Here is a 20,005-nt window from a genome sequence, read left to right on the forward strand (position 1 = left end):
AACGACAGCTCCGCAGGCTTTACCGAAGGGCCCCCTCTGGTGAGGGGGCCCTTCGGCACGTTCAGCCCCGGTTGCGGGGATGCTGCTTGGCGGTGCGTTCGTTGCCGTGGCGGTAGTTGCCGGTCCAGCGTGCCATCACCAGTTGCGGGTCGTCGTCGACCTCGGCGAGGAACTCCGCCGCCCGGGCGCCGCGCAGCGTGCCCGCCAACCGGCCGTGATGCGTGATCACCACCGTCCCGTCGGCACGCTCGTCGTACCGGAAGCCCTGTGCGGTTGTCATGCGGCGAGGCTGCCAGGCCGGTGCCACCCGGGGCGAGGCGTTTTCCGGGCGGCGGGAGAACAGACTGCCGGCGGGAGACCGGCCGGGCGGCGCCGGGCGGCTCAGGCGCCGCAGGTGGTGGCGGGCAGGCCGGAAACGGCCACCGGGGACCGGCCAGCCGGGCGGGCCTTGCCGGCCAGCACGGCGGCCAGCGCGGTCATCGACGCCCGACTGGAGGAGTACGTCGCCAGCAGCGTCGGTGACGTGGCCTTGGCCAGCACGTACGGGGTGTCCATGGCGACGGTGACAGCCGCGTCGGCGCGCAGGTCGCCGTCGCCGTCGCCGTAGCCGACCAGGTGCACCACGGTCCCGCCGCTCGCCTTCACGGTCACGCCGGCCTTGGTCAGCGCGGCGGTGAGCGCCGCCCGGGTCGCGTCGCGACCACCGGAGGAGGTGACGGTGACGGGCCCGTGTACCGCGCCGCCGCACGCGCCCCGCAGCACGGTGACCGCGCCGGCGGCCAACGCGTCCGCCGCCGCCCGGTGCGCCGGGGTGTTGAGCGTGGACATCGGCTCCGTGGGGGCAGCCGCCAGCCGGAACTTCATGGTGAGCACCCGGGTGACCGCCTCGATCAGCCGGGCGCGGGGCAGCGAGCCGCCGCGCAGGGCGGCGAGCAGCCCGTCGTACGCCTGGCCGACGTTCGGGGTCATGAGGATCAGGTCGTTGCCGGCGTTCAGCGCCCGGACCGCGGCCTCGCCTGGCGCCCAGCGCTTCGCCGGCGGCATGTTCATCCCGTCGGTGATCACCACGCCCTTGAAGCCGAGCTGACCGCGCAGTACGTCGGTGAGCAGCTTGTGGGAGAAGGTCGCCGGGGTGCCCGGGTCGATGGCCTGCGCGTCCAGGTGGCCGGACATCACGGCCATCGCGCCGGCCTCGAACCCGGCCGTGAACGGGGGCCACGCGCCGCTCTGCAGCTCCGCTGCGGACTGGGTGAGCACCGGCAGGTCCTTGTGCGAGTCGTCGGCGCTGTGGCCGTGCCCCGGGAAGTGCTTCAGGGTGGCTGCGACGCCGCTGGCCTGCAAGCCCCGGACCGCGCCGCCGACCTGCGCGGCGGCCTGCTTCGGGTCGGCGCCGAACGACCGGGAGCCGATCACCGTGCTGCGGGTGGCCAGCACGTCGGCCAGCGGGGCGAAGTCGACGTTGATGCCCATCGCGGCGAGTTCGGCGCCGGCGGCCCGCCAGGCGGCCTCGGTGAGCTTCGGGTCGCCTGCCGCACCGGCGGCGAGCGCGCTGGGCAGGATGGTGACCCCGTCGGTGACGCGTGTGACCACGCCGTACTCCTGGTCGGTGCCGATCAGGAAGGGCGCCGGGCCGGCGGCCAGCCGTCCGGCCGCGCCCCGCAGCCCGGTGGTCAGCTCGTGGACCTGCTTCGGGTTGTCGACGTTTGTGGTCTCCTGGTTGCCCTTGGTCGGGTCGTCGGCGCTGAAGCCGACCAGGATCAGCCCGCCGAGGCGGTACTTGGCGATCATCTCGGCGGGGGTGTCGACGCTGGCGAGGGCCTGGTTGCCGGCCGCGGAGCCGGTCGAGACCTTCGTGGCCGAGTCGCCGTAGGCGTACGGCATCAGCACCTGCCCGACCAGGTCCTCGTCGGAGAGCGTCGCGACCAGGGCGGCGGCCCGCGCGGCCGGGTCGTCGGCCGGGGTCGCTGCGGGAGCGCTCGGGGCCGCCGAGACGCCTGTCGGACCGGGTGTCGGGTCGGGCCGGTCCGGGGCGCCGGAGCAGCCGGAGACGAGCAGGGCGGTCAGGGCGGCGACGGCGACACCGGCGTGTCGCGGGCGATTCGGCACGTCGCCCATCCCACCAGCTTCCCCCTTATCGGGGCAACTTGACCTTACCGGTCGCAGCGCCCAAGGACGCCTGGCCAGCGGACGGTGGCCGCTGTCAGCCGACCCGGGTGAGCAAGGTCACGGGTGCGCCGTCCCCGGCGTACCGGTAAGGCTCGAGGTCGGCGTCCCAGGCGGTGCCGAGCGCCTTGTCGAGGGCGTGCGACAGCGCCTCCGGGGCCCGGGCGGAGGCCATCAGGGCCCGCAGCCGGTCCTCGCCGAGCTGGATGTCACCTGCCGCGCCGACGGTGGCCCGGAACAGGCCACGGGCGGGCACGTACATGAAGCGCTCACCGTCGGCGCCGGGACTCGGCTCCTCGGTGACCTCGAAACGGATCATGGGCCACTGCCGGAGGGCAGCAGCCAGCTCGGCGCCCGTCCCCGGACGGCCGGTCCACCCGCACTCGGCCCGGCGGGCGCCGGGGTCGACGGGCTGAGCCGTCCACTGCAGGTTGACCGGCGCGGCTAGGACGCGCGCGATCGCCCACTCGACGTGCGAGCACACGGCGAGCGGGGTCGAGTGGACGTATACGACGCCACGCGTTGGCACGGTGACCTCCCGGAGAGCGAGGTGCGTCTTCCCCTACGACCTCGTCCACCCGAGTGGTTGCTGCAACACATGATGACTCGTGTGACTGATGGTGCGCCAGGGAATCGGAAAAAACGCCTCCCGGAATAGCCGGACGGGTGGTCTCCGTTGCCTCTCAGGACACCGCGACGACCAGCCTGATGTCGTGGTCCTGTACAGTTCCATCGGCGGCTTCTGCCGCGTTACACCTTCGCGGGCCGACCCAGTGTCACCCGCACACAGCCCCCGGACGTCCAGTCCTCCCGTACGTCTTGCAAGGAGTACCTCCGTGGCGAGCAACACCTCTAAGACCGCGCGCGCGTCCGTCCGGGCCGGCCAGGCTGGCCAGGGTGGCGCCCTCAGCGTGCTGGGCGAGTTCAAGTACCTCATCCCGCTCAACGGCGGCAAGCACGCCTACGTGCGCAACCTGACCAACGGCAAGACCGCGCACCTGCGCACCGACTCCGACGCCTTCGTCGAGGAGATCCGGGTACTGGCCGCCGCCGGCCACGCCGCCAAGATCCGGGCGGAGATCAACAACCTGGCCACCGTTCACCCGAACGACGGCTGGGAGGCCACCGAGAAGCGTCTGGTCGCGGCCGGCGTCTTCGAGGGCTGAGCCCCTCCCCCACCACAGCACCAGCAAACCGCCCGCCGGGGACTCCCGGCGGGCGGTTTCGCGTCCGCTACCCGTAACCCGCGACAACGGGGTCGGCGCGCGCCCTGATCAACCTGCTGCACGTCGTCTCGGTACCCCGGCGCCTGTCCAGGCTGTGCCGCCGAGACGCTTTGGAGCTGATGTCGTAGACGAATCAGGCGCGACTCAGGGCGGCGCAGAGGTGATGTGATTCGTTTGCGACATCAGCTCCAAAGGGGCCGTGCGGCAGTCCGACCCCCGGCCTGGGAGCGGACCGCGCCGGACCAGACCGAGCCGAGCCGAGCCGGACAGAGCCGAGCCGAGCCGAGCCGAGGCCGAGCCGAGGCCGAGCCGAGGCCGAGCCGAGGCCGTGCCGAGGCCGAGGCCGGGGTTCAGCTCGGGTCGAGCAGGGCGACCTCGCCGGTGGCCAGGTCGTAGAGGCCGCCCACCACGGCCACCCGCTCCTCGGCGACCGGCCCGGCGAGGAGGTCGTCGACCCGCAGCGCGTCGACGGTGCGCCGGACGTGCCGGCGGATCGCCAGCGGGAGCACCGCCGGATCGTCCAGCCCGGCCTCGATGACCGCCGGGGCGATCTCGTCGACCAGGTGGGCGAGCGAGCCGCCGGGCCGCTCCCCCGCCCGCAGCGCGTCCACAGTTGCGCCCACCGCCCCGCACCGCTCGTGTCCGAGCACCAGCACCAGCGGCACGCCGAGCTGACCCACCACGTACTCGATGGAGCCGCACACCGCGCGGTCGAGCACGTGCCCACCGGTGCGGATCACGCAGATCGCGCCGAAGGTCTGGTCGAAGATCGCCTCCAGCGGCACGCGCGAGTCGATGCACCCGAGCACCACCGCGTACGGCTGCTGGTCGCCGGAGGCGGCCGCCGCCGCGGCGGTGACGTCGTGGCCGTGCACGGGTTGGCCACTGACGAAGCGCCGGTTGCCGGCGAGCAGCTCGGCGAGCGCGGCGCGGGGCGTGCCGCCGGCCTGCCGCCCCTGCCCCGCCGCTTCCATGCCGTTCAGCTTGGCTCGCCGCCCACGGGTCGCGGGCGGGGTCGGGAATGTTCGCCCCTGCGCGATTGGCGTGGCGTCCTGGCGGGTAGCCGGTGTTACCGCCGGGTATCCCGGTGCTGGTGGTGCCGGGGCGGCCGGGAAGGTGGCGATGCCGGAGCGGTGCGAGGTCAGTACGCCCGACGGCGTACGGCTGCACGTGGAGACCACGGGGCCGACGGACGCCCCGGTCACGGCCGTCCTACTGCACGGCTGGACGCTTGACGGGCGCAGCTGGCATCGGCAGCTCGACGGGCTCACCGCCTCGTTCGGCGACGCGGTGCGGGTGGTCACCTACGACGCGCGGGGCCACGGCCGGTCGAGCTGCATGGCGCTGCCCACTGCCACCCTGGCCCAGCTCGGCGACGACCTGGCCGCCGTCCTCGACGCGGTCGCGCCGACCGGTCGGGTGACCCTGGTGGGGCACTCGATGGGCGGAATGACGATCATGGAGTACGCGCACCGCCACCCCTGCCACTTCGCGGCCCGTACGGCAGGTCTGGTCTTCGTCTCGACCACCGCCGAGGGGCACACGCACACGGTCTACGGGCTCTCGCCGCGCATCGCCCGGCTGATCCGGCTCGCCGAGACGACGGGCGCCGGCGTCCTGGCCCGGTGTGGCTCGTGGCGCGCGCCCCGCGCGCTGCTGAACGCGTTGCAACCGAGCATCAGGTGGATGCTCTTCGGCGACCGCTGCGAGCCCTCCGACATCCGGCTGGTGACCTCCGCGGTGGCCCGCGCCTCGCTGCGCTCGATCGGCGGCTTCCGCGCCTCGATCGGCGCCCAGCACCGGCTGGACACCCTCACCGCGCTGGCTCACCTGCCGGCCGCCGCCCTGGTCGGTGACCGGGACCGGCTGACCCCACCGCCGTGCGCCGAGTCGATCGCCGCTGCCCTGCCGGCCACCGAGCTGACCGTCTGTCCGGGCGCCGGGCACATGCTGATGATGGAGCGCCCGGACGAGGTGAACGCCGCGCTGACCGGCGTACTCCGTCGGGTGCTCGCGGCGACGGCGCCGGACGGGCACGACGCGAGCGCCGCAGGGACCTGTCGCTGACCACGTTCCCGCACCTCGGGCGCAAGGCGCCGGGCCGGGGGCCGTACCCTTCTGCGGTTGGCCCGCGCGGTTCGCGCCGCTTGCCGGCGACATCGAAGGAGCGTGCGTTGACCGACCAGACCACCCTGGAGCAGGAGATCGCCGTCGAGCAACGGCACCTCGACCGGGTGTACGCCCGACTGGCCGAACTGCGCCAGTCCGCGGTTCGGGCCGAGCGGGACGGCTACCGGATGGCGCGGGTGGGCACGTTCGGGGCGCTTGTCGAGCGCGACGCGATGGTCTTCCACGCCGCGCAGCGGCGGCACACCCTCGACGCCGAGCACGAGGGGCTTGTCTTCGGCCGTCTGGACCTGCGCGACAGGCAGGTGCTGCACGTGGGGCGGCTCGGCATCCGCGACGAGGACGCCACCACGCTTGTCGTCGACTGGCGCGCGCCGGCCGCCTCCGCGTTCTACCAGGCCACCCCGGCGCAGCCGCTCGGCGTGGTGCGTCGCCGCACCATCCAGTCCCGCTCCGAGCGGGTCACCCGGATCGAGGACGACCTGCTGGACCCGGACGCCGCCCCGGAGGGGATGACTGTGGTCGGGGACGGCGCGTTGCTGGCCACCCTGTCGCGGGCCACCGGTCGGGGCATGCGCGACATCGTGGCGACGATCCAGCGGGAGCAGGACGACGCGATCCGGTCGCCCGGCTCCGGGGTGACGATCGTCGCGGGCGGCCCGGGCACCGGCAAGACTGCTGTCGCCCTGCACCGGGCTGCCTTCCTGCTCTACTCCGACCGCAGCCGGTACGCGGGCGGCGGCATCCTTGTGGTCGGGCCTTCCACAGTCTTCGTCGAGTACATCGCCTCGGTGCTGCCCTCGCTCGGTGAGGACACGGCGACCCTGCACTCGCTGGGCACTCTCTTTCCGGGAATGACAGCCACCCGCACCGACCCGCCCGAGGTGGCGGCGGTGAAGGGCTCGCTGCGGATGCGTCGGGTGTTGGAGCGCGCGGCCCGCGACGCGGTGCCCGGCGGCCCGGGTGAGCTGCGGCTGCTCTACCGGGGCACGCTGCTACGGCTGGACCGGGCCGAGCTGGACCGGATCCGGGACCGCGCGCTGCACCGCGGCGCCCGGCGCAACGAGGCACGCCGGGCCGGCTTCGACGGGGTGTTCGCCGCGCTGTGGGCGCAGGCCCGCGCGGTGGGCATCACCCGGCTGCCGGAGCAGCGGGCCTTCGAGGGTGAGATCGCCGAGCGGCAGGAGTTCCGGGAGTTCCTCAAGGCGTGGTGGCCGCGCCTGCACCCCCGACACGTGCTCGGCTGGCTGGCTCGGCCGGATCGGCTGCGCCGCTACGCCGGCGGGATCCTGTCCGGCGCGGAGATCCGGCTGCTCACCGCCGCGTACCAGAGCCTGGACAGCGCGGGTCTGACCATCGCGGACGTGGCGCTGTTGGACGAGTTGGACGCGCTGCTCGGCAGGCCGTTGCAGCCGGCGCGCGCCCGCCGCGACCCGTTCCAGCTCGCCGGCGGCGTGCGCGAGCTGAGCACCGCGAGCGACAGGCAGCGGGCCGCCCGCGCGGCGGCCCGCGAGCGTCCGGAGGACTACCGGGAGTACGCGCACGTGGTGGTGGACGAGGCGCAGGACGTCTCGCCGATGCAGTGGCGGATGGTGGGACGGCGTGGCCGCCTGGCCTCGTGGACCGTTGTGGGTGACCCGGCGCAGACCGCGTGGACCGGTGATCCGGAGGAGCTGGCCCGCGCCCGGGACCAGGCGCTGGGCCGGCGCAAGCGGCACGATTTCACGCTCACCACCAACTACCGCAACTCGGCGGAGATCTTCGCGGTGGCGGCGGCGGAGATTCGCCGGCTCTACCCGGACCTGTCGCTGCCGACCGCCGTCCGCTCCACCGGGATCGATCCGGTCGAGCTGGTGGTGCCGCCCATCGGGCTGGAGACCGCGGTCGTGGAGGCGGCGACCGGCCTGCTGGCAGAGGTGGACGGCACAGTCGGGGTGATCACGCCGGTCACCCGCCGCGACGAGGTCGCCGGCTGGCTCGGCGCGCTCGGCGCGGCGCGCTTGCAGGTGGTGACCAGCCTGGAGGCCAAGGGCATGGAGTACGACGGGGTGGTGCTTGTCGCGCCGAGCGAGATCCGGGCCGATCCGGGCTCCGGTGTACGCACGCTCTACGTGGCGCTCTCCCGGGCCACGCAGCGGCTCACCACCATCGACCCGACCGGCTGACCTGCCCGTTGGCGGTGTCGGCGGTCGGGCCCGCCCGTACAGTTGCATACATAGCGATGTGAGCATACATTTGACCGGGTCCCGGGCGGCGACGGAGGGTGGATCTCGTGGGAGCAGGTCATGACCACCACCACGGGTCGGTCGCCAACGCCGCCCACCAGCACCGGGGCCGACTCTGGGCCGCGTTCGGGCTGCTCGCCACCCTGATGGTGGTCGAGGGTGTGGCCGCCTTCCACACCGGCTCACTGGCGCTGCTCTCCGACGCCGGGCACATGTTCACCGACGTGCTCGGCATCGGGATGGCGCTCGCCGCGATCACCGCCACCCGGCGGGCCACCGGCGACCCGCAGCGCACCTTCGGGCTCTACCGCCTCGAGGTGCTGGCCGCCCTGGCCAATGCCGTCCTGCTCTCCGGCGTGGCGGTCTACGTGGTGATCGAGGCGATCGGCCGGTTCGGCGACCCCCACGAGGTGCTGACCGGACCGATGCTCGTGGTGGCCGTCCTCGGCCTGCTCGCCAACCTGATCGCGTTCGCGCTGCTGCGCGCCGGCGCCCGGGAGAGCATCAACCTCCAGGGCGCCTACCTGGAGGTGCTCGGCGACCTGCTCGGCTCGCTCGGCGTGATCGGAGCGGCGCTGCTCATCACGGTCACCGACTGGTGGTGGGCCGACCCGCTGGTCGCGGTCGCCATCGGCGTGTTCATCCTGCCGCGCACCTGGCGGCTGGGACGCGCCGCCGTCCGCATCCTGGTGCAGGCCGCCCCGGAACACCTCCAGGTCACCGCCGTGCATGACCGGCTGGCCGCGGTGCCCGGCGTGGTCGAGGTGCACGACCTGCACGTCTGGACACTCACCTCGGGCATGGACGTGGCCTCCGCACACCTGATCATGGCGCCCGGCGCGGAGGTCGGCGCGGTGCTGGACGCGGCGCGCGCCGCCCTGCGGGAGGACTTCCGCATCGAGCACGCCACGCTGCAGATCGAGCCCGGCACCGCCCCCGGAGCCTGCGGCTCGATCGAGTGGTAGCGGTATTTGCAGAGCTTCCCTCGCATTCGCCGCAATTTGCCGTGGCGGGGCAGGCACCGTCTGTCACAACTGCTGCATCCGCCCCACCTGCCCCGGTAGGCTCGGTCCCGGCCACCACCCGGTGGCGCCCTCCCGGCGCCGGTGGCGGCCGCCGCCTAATCACTCGAGAGGGCGAACCGGGGAACCACGTTCCTGGGGTGCATCCGCGTCAGCGGTAGGGATCTTCCGTCCCGAACCCGTCAGCTAACCCGGTCGGCGGCTAACGGAAGGACATGCTCAGTGGCACCAGCACGACCACCCGCCGCCCGACTCGCGGCACTCATCGTCATGATGGTCACCCTCGGCGTCGCGGTACCGGTCGGCGCCGCCACCGCCGCTCCCCCCGGCGGTCTGCGGGCCGCCGCGGCGCCCGACGGCGACGAGGAGGGCGGCACCCCCGCGCTGCGGGCCCAGCTCGAAGCGGCAAGCAAGGGCTACCTGGACGCGAAGCGCGCCCTGGACACCTCCGTCCAGCGACAGCAGCAACTCGCGACAAAGCTCAAGGCCACCGAGGCTGAGATGACCGTGCGCAACGGCAAGGTCGGCGAGATCGCCGGCGTCGCGTACCGCACCGGCCGGCTCAGCACCGTCTCGGCATTGCTCAACACCAACACGCCCGAGGGCTTCATGGACCGGGCGGCAGCGCTGGACGTGGTGGCCGCCAACGAGGACCGGGTGCTGCGCGACCTGCACGCCACCCGGGACGAGGCCAACCGCACCCGCACCGCCCTGGACGGCGAGATCCGCGAGCAGCGCAAGCAGGTCGAGGTGATGGCCAAGCGCAAGGAGCAGGCCGAGCGGGCCCTCACGGTCGCCACCAGCAAGCCGCGCACCACCGCCGCCGACACCAGCTCCAACCGGGGCACCTCCACCGCCAACGCCCAGCCCGCGCCACGCAACTCCGACGGCTCCTGGCCGTCCGAGTCGTGCAGCATCAACGACCCCACCCCGGCCAGCGGCTGCATCACCCCACGCACCCTGCACGCCCTCAACCAGGCCAAGGCCGCAGGCTTCACCCACTACGTCTCCTGTCACCGCTCCGGCGGCTCCGGCGAACACCCCAAGGGCCGGGCCTGCGACTTCGCCGCGGCGAAGGGCGGCTTCGGCGGCGACGCCACAGGCGCCGACAAGACGTACGGCAACAACCTGGCCGCGTACTTCATCCGCAACTCCGACCGGCTCGCCGTGCTCTACGTGATCTGGTACAGGCAGATCTGGCTGCCCAGCAGCGGTTGGAAGTCGTACAGCGGAGGCAACGGCGACCCCTCCAGCGACCACACCAACCACGTACACCTGTCGGTGTACTGACCCCACCGGTGGCCGGCGCACCGTCGACACGGGGCGCCGGTGCCGGGTACGTCAGCGGACGTAGCCTGGACGTCGCCGACGGTCAGACGACCCGGGCCGATCGAGCCGGCAGCATTTCCGGTATGCCGCGAATCCGGCCCACCACGCGCAAGGCGCTGCTCACCCTGCACCTGATCACCTCGCTCGGCTGGCTCGGGGCGGACCTGGTGCTGCTCACCCTCGGCATCGCGGCACAGCGCGGCGCCGACCCGGCCGTGGTCTACCCGGTCGCCGGGCTCGTCGGCACCGTGCTGTTCGCGCCGCTGAGCGTGCTCGTGTGGCTCGTCGGCGTCGCCAGCGCGCTGCTCACCCCGTGGGGCCTGGTGCGCTACCGGTGGGTGCTGGTCAAGCTCGTGATCACCACGGTGATGGTCGGGCTGGTGCTGTTCCTGCTCACCCCGAATCTGCGGCACGCCAGCGCGCTGGGCGCCGCCCTGCCCGCACGGGATCGCGCCGACCTGGTGATCGCACCCTCGGTGTCGACCACTCTCATGATCATCGCGACGGTGCTCTCCACGTACAAGCCCTGGGGCCGCCGACCCGGCCGGCCCGCCGGGCCCACGAACGCGCCCGCCGCAGCGCAGGATCGCGCAACAACAAGGAAGTAGTGGCCATCGCGCCGCGGGGGCACCACTACAACCAGGATCGAGCACGATCATGCCGGGAGACCACGACCGACCGGGCCGGGGGCGAGCGGTGGGTCAGGCCGGCGGTTGGTTTTCGTGGGTGGTGTCCAAGGCCGCGCCGAGACGGGTGGCCAGGGCGAGGTGCGCGGCGCGGGCCTGCCGGAAGGCGTACCGGAACAGGGGCGTCGGGGCGCGCAGGGTGATGTCGACGTCGATCCGGACCAGGCCGTCCGGCTCGGCGCGCAGCCGGGTGTGGTTGCGGACGGTGGTGGCCGGCCACTGGCGGGCCACCGTGACGATCTCGTCAGGCTCGCAGATCAGCACGTCCGCCTGGTAGGTGGTGCGGAAGCGCAACGGCCCCGCCGCGAGCCTGTCGTTGATCGTGTAGCTGGCTCGGGCGCCCGGGCGGGGCGGCACCCGGCGGACCCGCACGATCAATGGGTGCAGCTCAGCCTGGCGGGTCAGGTCGCTCAACAACGCCGCCGCCTCGGCGAGTGAGCAGCGGGCCTGGACGGTGTAGCTGAAGGTATCGCTGCTGAGCACACCGTCTCCCGACGTCGCTGGTCGCACGATCGTCCCGTACGAGGCTCAGGCTGGCAACGCCCGGACGGACACCGTCCGTTGTCCCGGCATTCGCGCAGCGTTCCCATTACGGTCGGCTGATGGGAAATCACCGATGGTGACGAAGGGTGGGACACATGTTCGGTGACGACCGGTGAGCGGGCACGTGATGGTCTTCGCGCCCACTCCACAGCTCACGGTGACCGTGGACCAGCCGAACGACCAGCCCGAGCTGCACCTGCACCCCGGCGGCCAGGGCGTCTGGCAGGCCCGCATGGTGCTGTCGCTCGGAGTGGACGTGGTGCTCTGCGCCGCGCTCGGTGGCGAGATCGGTCAGGTGCTGGAGCCGCTGCTGGTCAGCGAGGGAGTGAATCTGAAGGTGGTGGTACGCGACTCCGGCAGCGGCGCGTACGTGCACGACCGGCGGGGCGGGTCCCGCCAGGAGGTCGTGGACGTGCCCGGGGAGCGACTGAGCCGCCATGAGCTGGACGAGTTGTACAACCTGGCGCTCGGCGAGGGCCTTCGGGCCGACGTGAGCGTCCTCAGTGGCCCGAACGCCCCGTGGCTCGTCCCGGCCGACCTGTACCGCCGCTTCGCCGCCGACCTCGGCGCCAACGGCAGCCGGGTGGTCGTCGATCTGTCCGGTGACCACCTGGGCGCCGTGCTGGCCAGCGGCGTGTTCTTTCTGAAGGTGAGCCACGAGGAGCTGATCCGTGACGGTCGCGCCCGCAGCGGCGACGGCCCCGAGCTGACCCGGGCGATGTACGACCTGCACGCCGCCGGCGCCGAGACGGTGGTGGTGAGCCGAGCCGACCAGCCGGCGCTGGCGCTCATCGACGGGGACCTCTTCGAGGTGGAGATGCCCCGGCTGGAGGCCGCCGATCCGCGGGGCGCGGGCGACTCGATGACCGCCGGGGTGGCCGCCGTGATCGCCCGTGGCGGCGACATTCGGACCGCCATCCGCACCGGCGCCGCCGCCGGCGCGCTGAACGTGACCCGGCACGGGCTGGGCACCGGACGGTTGGACTCGATCACGGGGCTGGTGGAGCGGGTCCGGCTGGTCCCGGCGGACAGCCGGCAACAGGAGCGGACGACCCCCGACGAGCTGGCCGACCGGGTGGTCGAGCGGTGACGCTGCGGGTGCTCGTGACAAACGACGACGGGATCGCCGCGCCGGGCATCCAGGCGTTGGCCCTGGCCGCCGCCCAGCGGGGCCTGGACGTGGTGGTCGCGGCGCCGCTTGAGGAGGCCAGCGGCACCAGCGCCGCGATGAGCGCGGTGGAACGCGACGGGCGGGTGGTGGTGCACGACCATCCGCTGCCCGAACTGGCGGGTGTGCCCGCGTACGGCGTCGGTGGCTCACCCGGCTTCATCACGCTCATCGCGCTGCACGGCGCGTTCGGCCCGCCGCCGTCGGTCGTGTTGTCGGGCATCAACCGGGGTGCCAACGCCGGCCGCGCCGTGCTGCACTCCGGCACGGTGGGCGCCGCGTTCACCGCCGCCTCGAACGGGTGCCGGGCCATGGCGGTCTCGCTCGACGTGCTCTCCGCGGGCGAGGCGACGGCCGCCAGCGGCGGGGCCGCGGTGGATGCCGCCGCCCGGGTACGCGACGCCGAACGGCATTGGGACACCGCCGCGCGGGTCGCCCTGGACCTGCTCCCCCGACTGACCTCCGGGCCACCGGAGAGCGTGCTCAACGTCAACGCCCCCGACCTGCCGCACGGGCGGCTGCGCGGTGTGCGGCGCGGCTCGTTGGCCAGTTTCGGTCAGGTGCAGATGACGGTGGCCGAGTCGGGGCACGGCTTCGTGCGTACCTCATTGGAGGAGCCCGGCCAGGCCGCGCAGCCCGGCACGGATGTGGCGTTGCTTGCCGGCGGGTACGCGTCGGTGACGGCCATCCGGGCGGTCACCGAGGTGACCGACGTGGACCTGACCGGTCTGGACGAGCAGCCCTGACGGCGGGCGTGGCCCGCTCAGGCGCCGGGAAGCACCTCGGGGGTGGCGGCCCCGGCGAAGTACGGCTCCGGTGCGCCGAAGAGACCGAGCAGACCTGTCACCCAGAGCTGACGGTGCACGAACCGGCTCGGTTCGGTGACCACCAGCTTGACGCCGCTGACCTCCGCGGTCTGGAAGCCGGCGACCATGGCGCTGATCCCCACGGAGTCGATGAAGGTGACAAGCCTCATGTTCAACTCGATGCGGAGCGGGCGGCTCTTGGCCAGCACCTCCGCAATCGCTTCACGCACCTCGTACGCTGTGTCGACGTCGATCTCGCCCCGCGGGGCGATCTCCACGACTCCACCGGACAGGACCGACTTCACGATCGACAGGCTCACGCGAGCACCTCCACCCGCCCGTCCCCCGGGCGTCTCATCAGTACGCGGGCCGCGACCGAGAGTATTCCTCCGACGGCCTCGGTCGCCACCCCTCGGGATGAGCAATTCACGGATCCGGACGCACAAAGTCGCCCATATCCCCACTTTTCGGCATCTGATCATTCAATACTTTTCGTTATCTGCCCACTCCGCGATCGGTCGGCACCGACGCGTCGCCGGACCAGGGTAACGGGCGTGGCTCGACACGCCCGACAACCGGCGTGCCCTGGACATCGGCCCCGCACAGGGCCGGCGTGTCGTGCGACGGCACCCGGTCCGGTCCGGGCTGGACGGTTGCCGACGCCGCCTAGCATCGGCCCGGAACACCCACCGTGACGGAGAGGATCTTCGATGATCAAGCGACTGGCCGGGCTGGCCGGGGTAGGCGTGCTGCTCGCCCTCGTACTGGCCTGCGGTTTCGGCGGCGGGGACGACGATGACGACGACGATGACGACTTCGCCAGCGGTGTGGCAGCGGTGGCGGTGCGCTGAGGGAGCCGCCGAGCCGCACCCGACCGGGTTTGCCGCCGCTCGGCCCGGGGCACTGCGGAGTGAGCGAACCGTGCCGCGCTGGACAGACGCCGAAGTCCGAAGTGGCCGGCGGCTTCGGCACCCGAGGAGGTAACCACGATGTTCGGAACCAACCTGCTGGACCGGCGCAGCAAGCCGGAACGGATCGCGGACCAGGCGTGGGAGCACCTGCTCTCCGCCGTCGGCTCCGCGGGAGACAGTGTCCGGGACACCGCCCGTTCGGCCCGTCGCAGCAGCGGCGATCTCGCCGAGGGGGCGGGTGACCTGGTGGGCTCCGCGGCCGAGGAGGCCCGGCGTCGGGCCTCGCGCGCCTTCGACGCGCTCGCCGGGCGTCAGCCGGCGCTGCCGTGGACGCTCCTGATCGGGGCCGCCCTGGTCGGCGCGGCTGTCGGCTGGGCCGTCGGCTCCGCTGCCCGCGCCGCCGGCAGTCGGGACGACCGCGCGGTCGACGACGTCGAGTTCGTCGACGTCGACCGCCCCAACTCCCCCGTCGGCCTGGACGACTAGCCTTCCGACATCCCGAGCGGGCCCCGCCGACCTCACGGTCGACGGGGCCCGCTCGCGTCGGTCGTCACGGCCTGGCGGGACGACACCGGGCTGCTGAGCCTGGCGGGCGACACCCGGGCTGCTGAGCCTGGCGGGGCGACACCAGGCTGCTGAGCCTGGCGGGCGACACCGGGCTGCTGATCCGATTGGGGCCGGCCCGCCAGGGTGCCGGACCCCTCAGGCAGCCCCGGCGGACCGGTGTTCTCGGGCGGCCCGGACGACGCCGGGCCACCGGGTCAGCGACTCGTGCAGGTCACGGTGGCCGGCGGCGCGTTGCTGCCGGTCCAGGAGGCGAGGAAGCCGATGGTGGTGCTGGCGCCGACGCCGAGCGCGCCGTTCCAGCCGCTGTCCACGACCGAGACCGCAGCTCCGGTCTGGGTGTGGGTGCCGCCCCAGAGTTGACTGATCCGCTGACCGTTGGGGAAGGTCCAGCCGAGCGTCCAACCGGCGATGGGCCGGGTCCCCGGGTTGCTGACCACCACTTCGGCCTGGAACCCGCCTGACCAGGAACCTGTCACCCGGTAGGCCGCGGCACACCCACCAGCCGGAGGCGGCGTCGTCGGGGGCGGCGTCGTCGGCGGGGGCGTGGTGGGAGGCGGCGTGGTGGGAGGCGGCGTCGTCGGCGGGGGCGTGGTCGGAGGCGGCGTCGTCGGGGGCGGCGTCGTCGGCGGGGGCGTGGTCGGAGGCGGCGTCGTCGGGGGCGGCGTCGTCGGCGTGCCGCCGGTGCGGTCGGCGACCAGGATGCCGCGACCGTTGGTGCCCAGGTAGACACGTCCGTAGACACGCGGGTCGCCGGTCAGCGCCTCGGTCGGGTTGCCGTACTGGTGGCGGTCGTCGTTGATGCGTACCCAGGTCGTTCCGCCGTCGTCGGAGCGGTGTACGCCGGGCTGGCCGTCCACAGTGCCGTAGAGGAAGACCGCGGGGTTGGTCCGGCCGGGCGCCGCCTTGCCGAAGCCGACGTTGCCGGAGGCGCTGACGCCGCCCAGTTTGGTGAAGCTTGCGCCGGAGTCGGTGGAGCGCCACAGCCCGCCCGGCCCGGCCAGCCACAGCTCACCGGATTTGCCGGGCAGCGCCTTGAACCGGACGTCGGAGGTGGGCAGGCCTGTCGCCGCCGTGGCGGTGAAGGTCGCGCCGCCGTTGGTGCTCAGGTAGACCCGCCCGCCGCTGAAGCCGTAGAACCGGTTGGGGTCGACCCGGTCGGACTCGATGATCGCGTTGGCCGGGATGCCTGCGGACGGCGACCACGAGTTGCCGAAGCCGACTGCGTAGACGACGCGTTGGCCGGCGTCGCCGGGCGCCCAGACGAAGCGGCTGCCGTCGGCCGCGGCGGCGACCGTGCCGCCGGTGTTGACGCCGGACGGCTCGGTGCCCTGGAACCAGGTGGCGCCGCCGTCGGTGGAGAAGGCGACGTGGCTGTCGTTGGGCCGGTCGGCGTCGGTGAAGCTGCCGGCGCGCGCCAGCACGGCCGGCTTGCTCTCGGCGTAGTCCAGGCTCGTGGTGGTCGTGAAGACCGGCTGGGTGAAGAGCATCGACGGGATGGTGTCCAGGTCGGTGTGTCGGAACCCGCCGACGTCGCCGAGCGCGCTGATCAGTGGTGCGCCGCTGGGCGGGCTGACCAGGTCGAGGACGGCGGTCTCCTCCAGGCCGCGGACCATCGGCCGGAGGGTGAGCTGACCGCCGGTGTCCCACTTGGTGAGGTCTGTGGTGCCGTAGATCGTGGCGCCGGTGCCGTACATCATCCGGTTGGAGTCGTGCGGGTCGATCTCCACCGACTCGTTCATCCAGCCGAGCTTGGGCGAGGCCTCCGGGGGCGCCGGGTTGACGCCGAAGGTCAGCCAGGGCACCGAGCTGATGTCCATGGTGTAGCGGCGGGACCGCTCGGGATAGCTGGTGAAGTCCCAGATCCGGGTCCAGGTCGCCCCGCCGTCCGTGCTGCGGAAGAAGATCGCGTCCGGCCACCAGGAGACCTGGGTGGCCACCATCAGGGTGTTCGGGTGCTGCCGATCGATGGTCAGGCCGCTGTAGCCGAAGTAGTCGTCGGCGCTCGTGGAGGGCACCGGGCTGATCCGCGTCCAGGCGCCCGTCGACCGGGTGAACTTCCAGACGTCGCCCTTGCCGCCGTCGTACGGGCCGCCGGTGTCGCTGGTGGCGATGTAGAGGTGACCGCCGACCGGGTCGACGACACCCTTGTGCGCCAGGTAGCCGGTGGGCTGCCCGGGAACGCGCGCCCAGGTGACACCGCCGTCGGTGCTGCGGTAGACCGGATTCTCCTTGTCCGCCACGCCCACGTAGATCGTCTGGGTGGTGGCGCCGGCGGCGCCGGTGCTCTTGTCGAAGCTGACCCAGGTGAGGCCCTGGTTCTGCCCGTTGTAGCCGTTGGGGTCGCTGGGGTCGGCCCGGTAGTTGCCGGCGTTGGGGAAGGCGGTGACCCGGGCCCAGGTAGCTCCGTAGTCGGTGCTGCGCCACAGCCCGTTGCCGCCCTCGGCGCCGTAGTAGACGATGTTGTTCCGGTTGGGGTCGACCGCCAGCCGCTCACCCATGCCCCGGCCCGGCATGTTGCCGCCGTTCTTGAACGGCAACTCGGTGGCCTGCCAGGTGGCGCCCTTGTCTGTCGAGCGCAGGATCGCGCCGTTGTTCGGGTCCCAGCCGTTGGTGTACATGCCGACCGCCGCGTACACCCGGTTGGTCTGCACCGGGTCGGTGGCGATGCTGACCACGCCGTTGTAGCCCCAGCGGTCCGCGCCGACCCAGTCGAGCAGCGGCGTCCACGACTGGCTGGACTGCTCCCAGCGGTAGGCCCCGCCGATGTCCGTCCGGGCGTAGATCAGGTTCTTCTCGGTGGGGTTGAAGACGATGCCGGGCACGAAGCCGCCGCCGCCGACCGGGACGTTGCGCCAGGTGTACGCCTCGGCGGCGGCCGGGACCGGCGCCGAGCCCGCGGCGGTGATGGGGACCGCCACGACGGCCGTGGCGACAGCCAACGCCGACACGAGTGCGCCGGCCAGTGATCTGGGCATGTGGTTCCTCTCCGGGGGTGGAGACCCGGGAGACGGGATCGACCACTGCGACGTCGGGGCCCGGGGGACGAGCACGCCGACGCGGGGACGGATCGACCGAACGTGGTGCGTCGGCGGCCCGGGGAACGGACGACGACGCGGGGGAAGGATCGGAGCTTGCCCTGGCTCCAACCACCCGACGCGAGGCTCCCGCGATCGAGGAACGCACTCACCCTAACCGATTCGACGCCGCTATGGAAGCGCTCCCATCATCGACTGTGGTATGTGGTCGACGGGCGGCGCGGCAGGTCCGGCGCGTTCGTCGCCCGCATCGGGTGAGGTCCGCTCACCCGGGCGGCCGGCACGATCGGACACCGGCGGGCCTGCCGGCCACTGTCGTCATCAGGTCCGCCAACCAGTGCACGCAGCGGAGGGAGGGCCGATGGCCATCGCGACGATCACGCGTACCGACCAGGACATCCAGTCCGCCGTACTCGACGAGTTGACCTGGGAACCCCGGGTGCAGCCCCACGAGATCGGCGTGACCGTCGCCGAGGGCGTCGTCACGTTGACCGGGCGGGTGGACAGTTACGCGAAGAAGTGGGCCGGGGAACGGGCCGCGCACCGGGTCGTCGGGGTCCGGGCGGTCGCCAACGACCTGACCGTGCAGCTGCCCGGCAGCGACGAGCGCGCCGACCCGGACCTGGCCGCCGCGGCGGGCCACGCCCTGGAGTGGGACGCGTTCGTGCCCATCGAGAAGCTCCAGGTCACCGTCTCGGCCGGCTGGGTGACCCTGCACGGCGAGGTCGAGTGGGAGTACCAGCGCCGGGCGGCCGAACGAGCGGTCTGCCGGCTCACCGGCGTCCGTGGAGTCAGCAACGGCGTCACCGTACGGCCCAGCGCGTCGCCGGACAGCGCGAGCCTGGCCGGCCGGATCGTGGACGCGCTGGCCCGGGCCGGCGCCACCGAGGCCGAGCGGATCACCGTTCGGGTGCACGGCGACACGGCGGTGCTCGCCGGGTTGGTGCACTCGATGCCCGAACGCGCCGAGGTGGAGCAGGTGGCCTGGTCCGCGCCGGGCATTCGGGAGGTCCAGAACCACATCGCGGTCGCCCCGGTCCTGCGCTGAGCCGACCGCCAACGGCAGCGCGCAACCACCCGGGACGGGTGAGCCGGCCTCACCCGTCCCGGGGGCAGGCTTGGTGCATGAGTGATCCGAACGGGCTGATCCAACCCGGGCGCCCCGCGCCCGGCTTCACCCTGCCGAGCACTCCGGACGGGCGCCAGACCGGCCCCGAGCAGTTCCGGGGTCGCCCGGTCGTGCTCGCCTTCTACCCCGCCGACTGGAGCCCCGTCTGTGGTGACCAGATGTCGCTGTACCAGGCGGCGGCACCGGTGTTCGACCAGTACGAGGCGATGGTTCTCGGCATCTCGGTGGACAGCGTCTGGTCGCACCGGGCGTTCGCCGAGAGCCAGGGCATCACCTTCCCGCTGCTCTCCGACTTCGAGCCCAAGGGCGAGGTGGCTCGCCAGTACGGCGCGTACACCCCGCGGGGTGAGGCGGCGCGCGCACTCGTGGTGCTCGACCCGGCCGGGACGGTGGCGTGGAGCTACCTGTCGGCCCCCGACGTCAACCCGGGCGCGGACGGGATCTTCGACGCGCTCGACAACCTCGCCCGCGAGCGGAAGGTGATGGCCCGATGACCACCCCACTGCAGGTCACCGCCCGGCTCCGGGAGCCGGTGACAGTCGAGGACCACGTGCGCGGGCCGTCCAACGCCCCGGTGACAGTCATCGAGTACGGCGACTTCCAGTGCCGGTTCTGCGGTGCGGCGTACCCGAACCTGCACGAGTTGTTGCGCCAGCGTGCCGACACGGTACGGCTTGTCTACCGCTACTTCCCGATCGCCAACGTCCACCCGTACGCCGAGCGGGCCGCGGAGACGGCGGAGGCCGCCGCGGCGCGGGGGAAGTTCTGGGAGATGCACGACTGGCTGTACGAGCACCAGGACCAGTTGGACCCCGTGCACCTCTCGCTCGGCGTCGAGCAGCTCGGGCTGCCGCCGGACGAGCTGAACGGCGAGGTGGAGCGCCGGACGTTCGCCGACCGGGTGCGCCGGGACTTCGTCGGCGGGATCCGCAGCGGGGTCAACGGCACGCCGACGCTGTTCGTCAACGACGTCCGGCACGACGGCGGATACGACCTGCCCGACCTCCTGGCAGCCGTGGACGCGGCGGCGAACGCCTGACCGGGACGGCAGGTCCGGGTGGCCGCCAG

Annotated in this window: 20 protein-coding genes and 1 riboswitch; of the genes, 13 read left to right on the top strand and 7 right to left on the bottom strand. The window is 72.8% G+C overall.

Annotated features, from left to right (window positions below):
* Positions 1-61 precede the first annotated feature (61 nt).
* The 3 genes from OOJ91_RS13035 to OOJ91_RS13045 all read right to left on the bottom strand — a co-directional run bounded on the left by OOJ91_RS13035 (position 62) and on the right by OOJ91_RS13045 (position 2,692).
* A complete protein-coding gene (locus OOJ91_RS13035) occupies positions 62-280 on the bottom strand; it encodes a hypothetical protein (protein ID WP_266244842.1) in 219 nt (72 codons plus the stop codon).
* A 101-nt stretch (positions 281-381) separates the two neighbouring features.
* Complete coding sequence (locus tag OOJ91_RS13040; RefSeq protein WP_266244843.1) at positions 382-2,115, bottom strand: glycoside hydrolase family 3 protein; 1,734 nt, start codon at positions 2,113-2,115, stop codon at positions 382-384.
* Positions 2,116-2,200: 85 nt separating this feature from the next.
* Complete coding sequence (locus OOJ91_RS13045; protein WP_007463525.1) at positions 2,201-2,692, bottom strand: DUF3145 domain-containing protein; 492 nt, start codon at positions 2,690-2,692, stop codon at positions 2,201-2,203.
* A 307-nt stretch (positions 2,693-2,999) separates the two neighbouring features.
* Between OOJ91_RS13045 and OOJ91_RS13050 the strand changes: the two genes are divergently transcribed.
* Positions 3,000-3,329, top strand: a complete 330-nt coding sequence (locus tag OOJ91_RS13050; RefSeq protein WP_266244844.1) for a hypothetical protein — start codon at positions 3,000-3,002, stop codon at positions 3,327-3,329.
* Positions 3,330-3,739: 410 nt separating this feature from the next.
* Here the strand turns inward: OOJ91_RS13050 and OOJ91_RS13055 are convergent, their stop codons facing one another.
* Positions 3,740-4,363 (bottom strand): carbonic anhydrase, encoded by a 624-nt coding sequence (locus OOJ91_RS13055; protein WP_266244845.1) that lies wholly within the window; start codon positions 4,361-4,363, stop codon positions 3,740-3,742.
* 148 nt (positions 4,364-4,511) lie between these two features.
* Here OOJ91_RS13055 and OOJ91_RS13060 point away from each other — a divergent pair, with 148 nt between their 5' ends.
* The 5 genes from OOJ91_RS13060 to OOJ91_RS13080 all read left to right on the top strand — a co-directional run bounded on the left by OOJ91_RS13060 (position 4,512) and on the right by OOJ91_RS13080 (position 10,700).
* Entirely contained in the window at positions 4,512-5,456 is a 945-nt protein-coding gene (locus OOJ91_RS13060) for an alpha/beta fold hydrolase (protein ID WP_266244846.1), read from the top strand.
* A 107-nt stretch (positions 5,457-5,563) separates the two neighbouring features.
* Complete coding sequence (locus tag OOJ91_RS13065) at positions 5,564-7,681, top strand: HelD family protein (RefSeq protein ID WP_266244847.1); 2,118 nt, start codon at positions 5,564-5,566, stop codon at positions 7,679-7,681.
* A 107-nt stretch (positions 7,682-7,788) separates the two neighbouring features.
* Positions 7,789-8,706: a cation diffusion facilitator family transporter gene (locus OOJ91_RS13070; protein WP_266244848.1), complete on the top strand. Its 918-nt coding sequence runs from the start codon at positions 7,789-7,791 to the stop codon at positions 8,704-8,706.
* 142 nt (positions 8,707-8,848) lie between these two features.
* Positions 8,849-8,980: riboswitch (cyclic di-AMP (ydaO/yuaA leader) on the top strand.
* A 5-nt stretch (positions 8,981-8,985) separates the two neighbouring features.
* Positions 8,986-10,053 (top strand): coiled-coil domain-containing protein, encoded by a 1,068-nt coding sequence (locus tag OOJ91_RS13075; protein WP_435821160.1) that lies wholly within the window; start codon positions 8,986-8,988, stop codon positions 10,051-10,053.
* Between the two features lie 122 nt (positions 10,054-10,175).
* Positions 10,176-10,700 (top strand): hypothetical protein, encoded by a 525-nt coding sequence (locus OOJ91_RS13080; protein WP_266244849.1) that lies wholly within the window; start codon positions 10,176-10,178, stop codon positions 10,698-10,700.
* A gap of 93 nt (positions 10,701-10,793) precedes the next feature.
* Here the strand turns inward: OOJ91_RS13080 and OOJ91_RS13085 are convergent, their stop codons facing one another.
* Complete coding sequence (locus tag OOJ91_RS13085) at positions 10,794-11,261, bottom strand: SRPBCC family protein (RefSeq protein ID WP_266244850.1); 468 nt, start codon at positions 11,259-11,261, stop codon at positions 10,794-10,796.
* A 172-nt stretch (positions 11,262-11,433) separates the two neighbouring features.
* On the opposite strand from OOJ91_RS13085, the gene OOJ91_RS13090 reads away from it, so the two are divergent.
* Both OOJ91_RS13090 and surE read left to right on the top strand, forming a co-directional pair.
* On the top strand, positions 11,434-12,411 hold the full coding sequence (locus OOJ91_RS13090) for a 1-phosphofructokinase family hexose kinase (protein WP_266244851.1): 978 nt from the start codon (positions 11,434-11,436) through the stop codon (positions 12,409-12,411).
* A complete protein-coding gene (surE, locus tag OOJ91_RS13095; RefSeq protein WP_266244852.1) occupies positions 12,408-13,235 on the top strand; it encodes a 5'/3'-nucleotidase SurE in 828 nt (275 codons plus the stop codon). Before OOJ91_RS13090 ends, surE begins: the two co-directional genes overlap by 4 nt.
* Before the next feature lie 17 nt (positions 13,236-13,252).
* Here the strand turns inward: surE and OOJ91_RS13100 are convergent, their stop codons facing one another.
* Entirely contained in the window at positions 13,253-13,615 is a 363-nt protein-coding gene (locus OOJ91_RS13100; protein ID WP_007463546.1) for an STAS domain-containing protein, read from the bottom strand.
* A gap of 390 nt (positions 13,616-14,005) precedes the next feature.
* Here OOJ91_RS13100 and OOJ91_RS13105 point away from each other — a divergent pair, with 390 nt between their 5' ends.
* Both OOJ91_RS13105 and OOJ91_RS13110 read left to right on the top strand, forming a co-directional pair.
* A complete protein-coding gene (locus tag OOJ91_RS13105) occupies positions 14,006-14,146 on the top strand; it encodes a hypothetical protein (protein ID WP_266244853.1) in 141 nt (46 codons plus the stop codon).
* A gap of 138 nt (positions 14,147-14,284) precedes the next feature.
* Positions 14,285-14,692 carry a hypothetical protein gene (locus OOJ91_RS13110; protein WP_007463548.1) on the top strand — a complete coding sequence of 136 codons (408 nt, stop codon included), beginning with the start codon at positions 14,285-14,287 and terminating at the stop codon, positions 14,690-14,692.
* 275 nt (positions 14,693-14,967) lie between these two features.
* On the opposite strand, the gene OOJ91_RS13115 is transcribed toward OOJ91_RS13110, so the two are convergent.
* Positions 14,968-17,748, bottom strand: a complete 2,781-nt coding sequence (locus tag OOJ91_RS13115; protein ID WP_266244854.1) for a cellulose binding domain-containing protein — start codon at positions 17,746-17,748, stop codon at positions 14,968-14,970.
* Between the two features lie 421 nt (positions 17,749-18,169).
* Here OOJ91_RS13115 and OOJ91_RS13120 point away from each other — a divergent pair, with 421 nt between their 5' ends.
* The 3 genes from OOJ91_RS13120 to OOJ91_RS13130 all read left to right on the top strand — a co-directional run bounded on the left by OOJ91_RS13120 (position 18,170) and on the right by OOJ91_RS13130 (position 19,976).
* Complete coding sequence (locus OOJ91_RS13120; protein WP_266244855.1) at positions 18,170-18,856, top strand: BON domain-containing protein; 687 nt, start codon at positions 18,170-18,172, stop codon at positions 18,854-18,856.
* Between the two features lie 77 nt (positions 18,857-18,933).
* Positions 18,934-19,431 carry a redoxin domain-containing protein gene (locus OOJ91_RS13125; RefSeq protein ID WP_266244856.1) on the top strand — a complete coding sequence of 166 codons (498 nt, stop codon included), beginning with the start codon at positions 18,934-18,936 and terminating at the stop codon, positions 19,429-19,431.
* Positions 19,428-19,976: a DsbA family protein gene (locus OOJ91_RS13130; RefSeq protein ID WP_266244857.1), complete on the top strand. Its 549-nt coding sequence runs from the start codon at positions 19,428-19,430 to the stop codon at positions 19,974-19,976. The genes OOJ91_RS13125 and OOJ91_RS13130 overlap by 4 nt, the downstream gene beginning before the upstream one ends.
* The last annotated feature ends 29 nt before the right edge of the window (positions 19,977-20,005 follow it).

This window comes from Micromonospora lupini, assembly GCF_026342015.1.
GTDB classification, from domain to species: domain Bacteria; phylum Actinomycetota; class Actinomycetes; order Mycobacteriales; family Micromonosporaceae; genus Micromonospora; species Micromonospora lupini_B.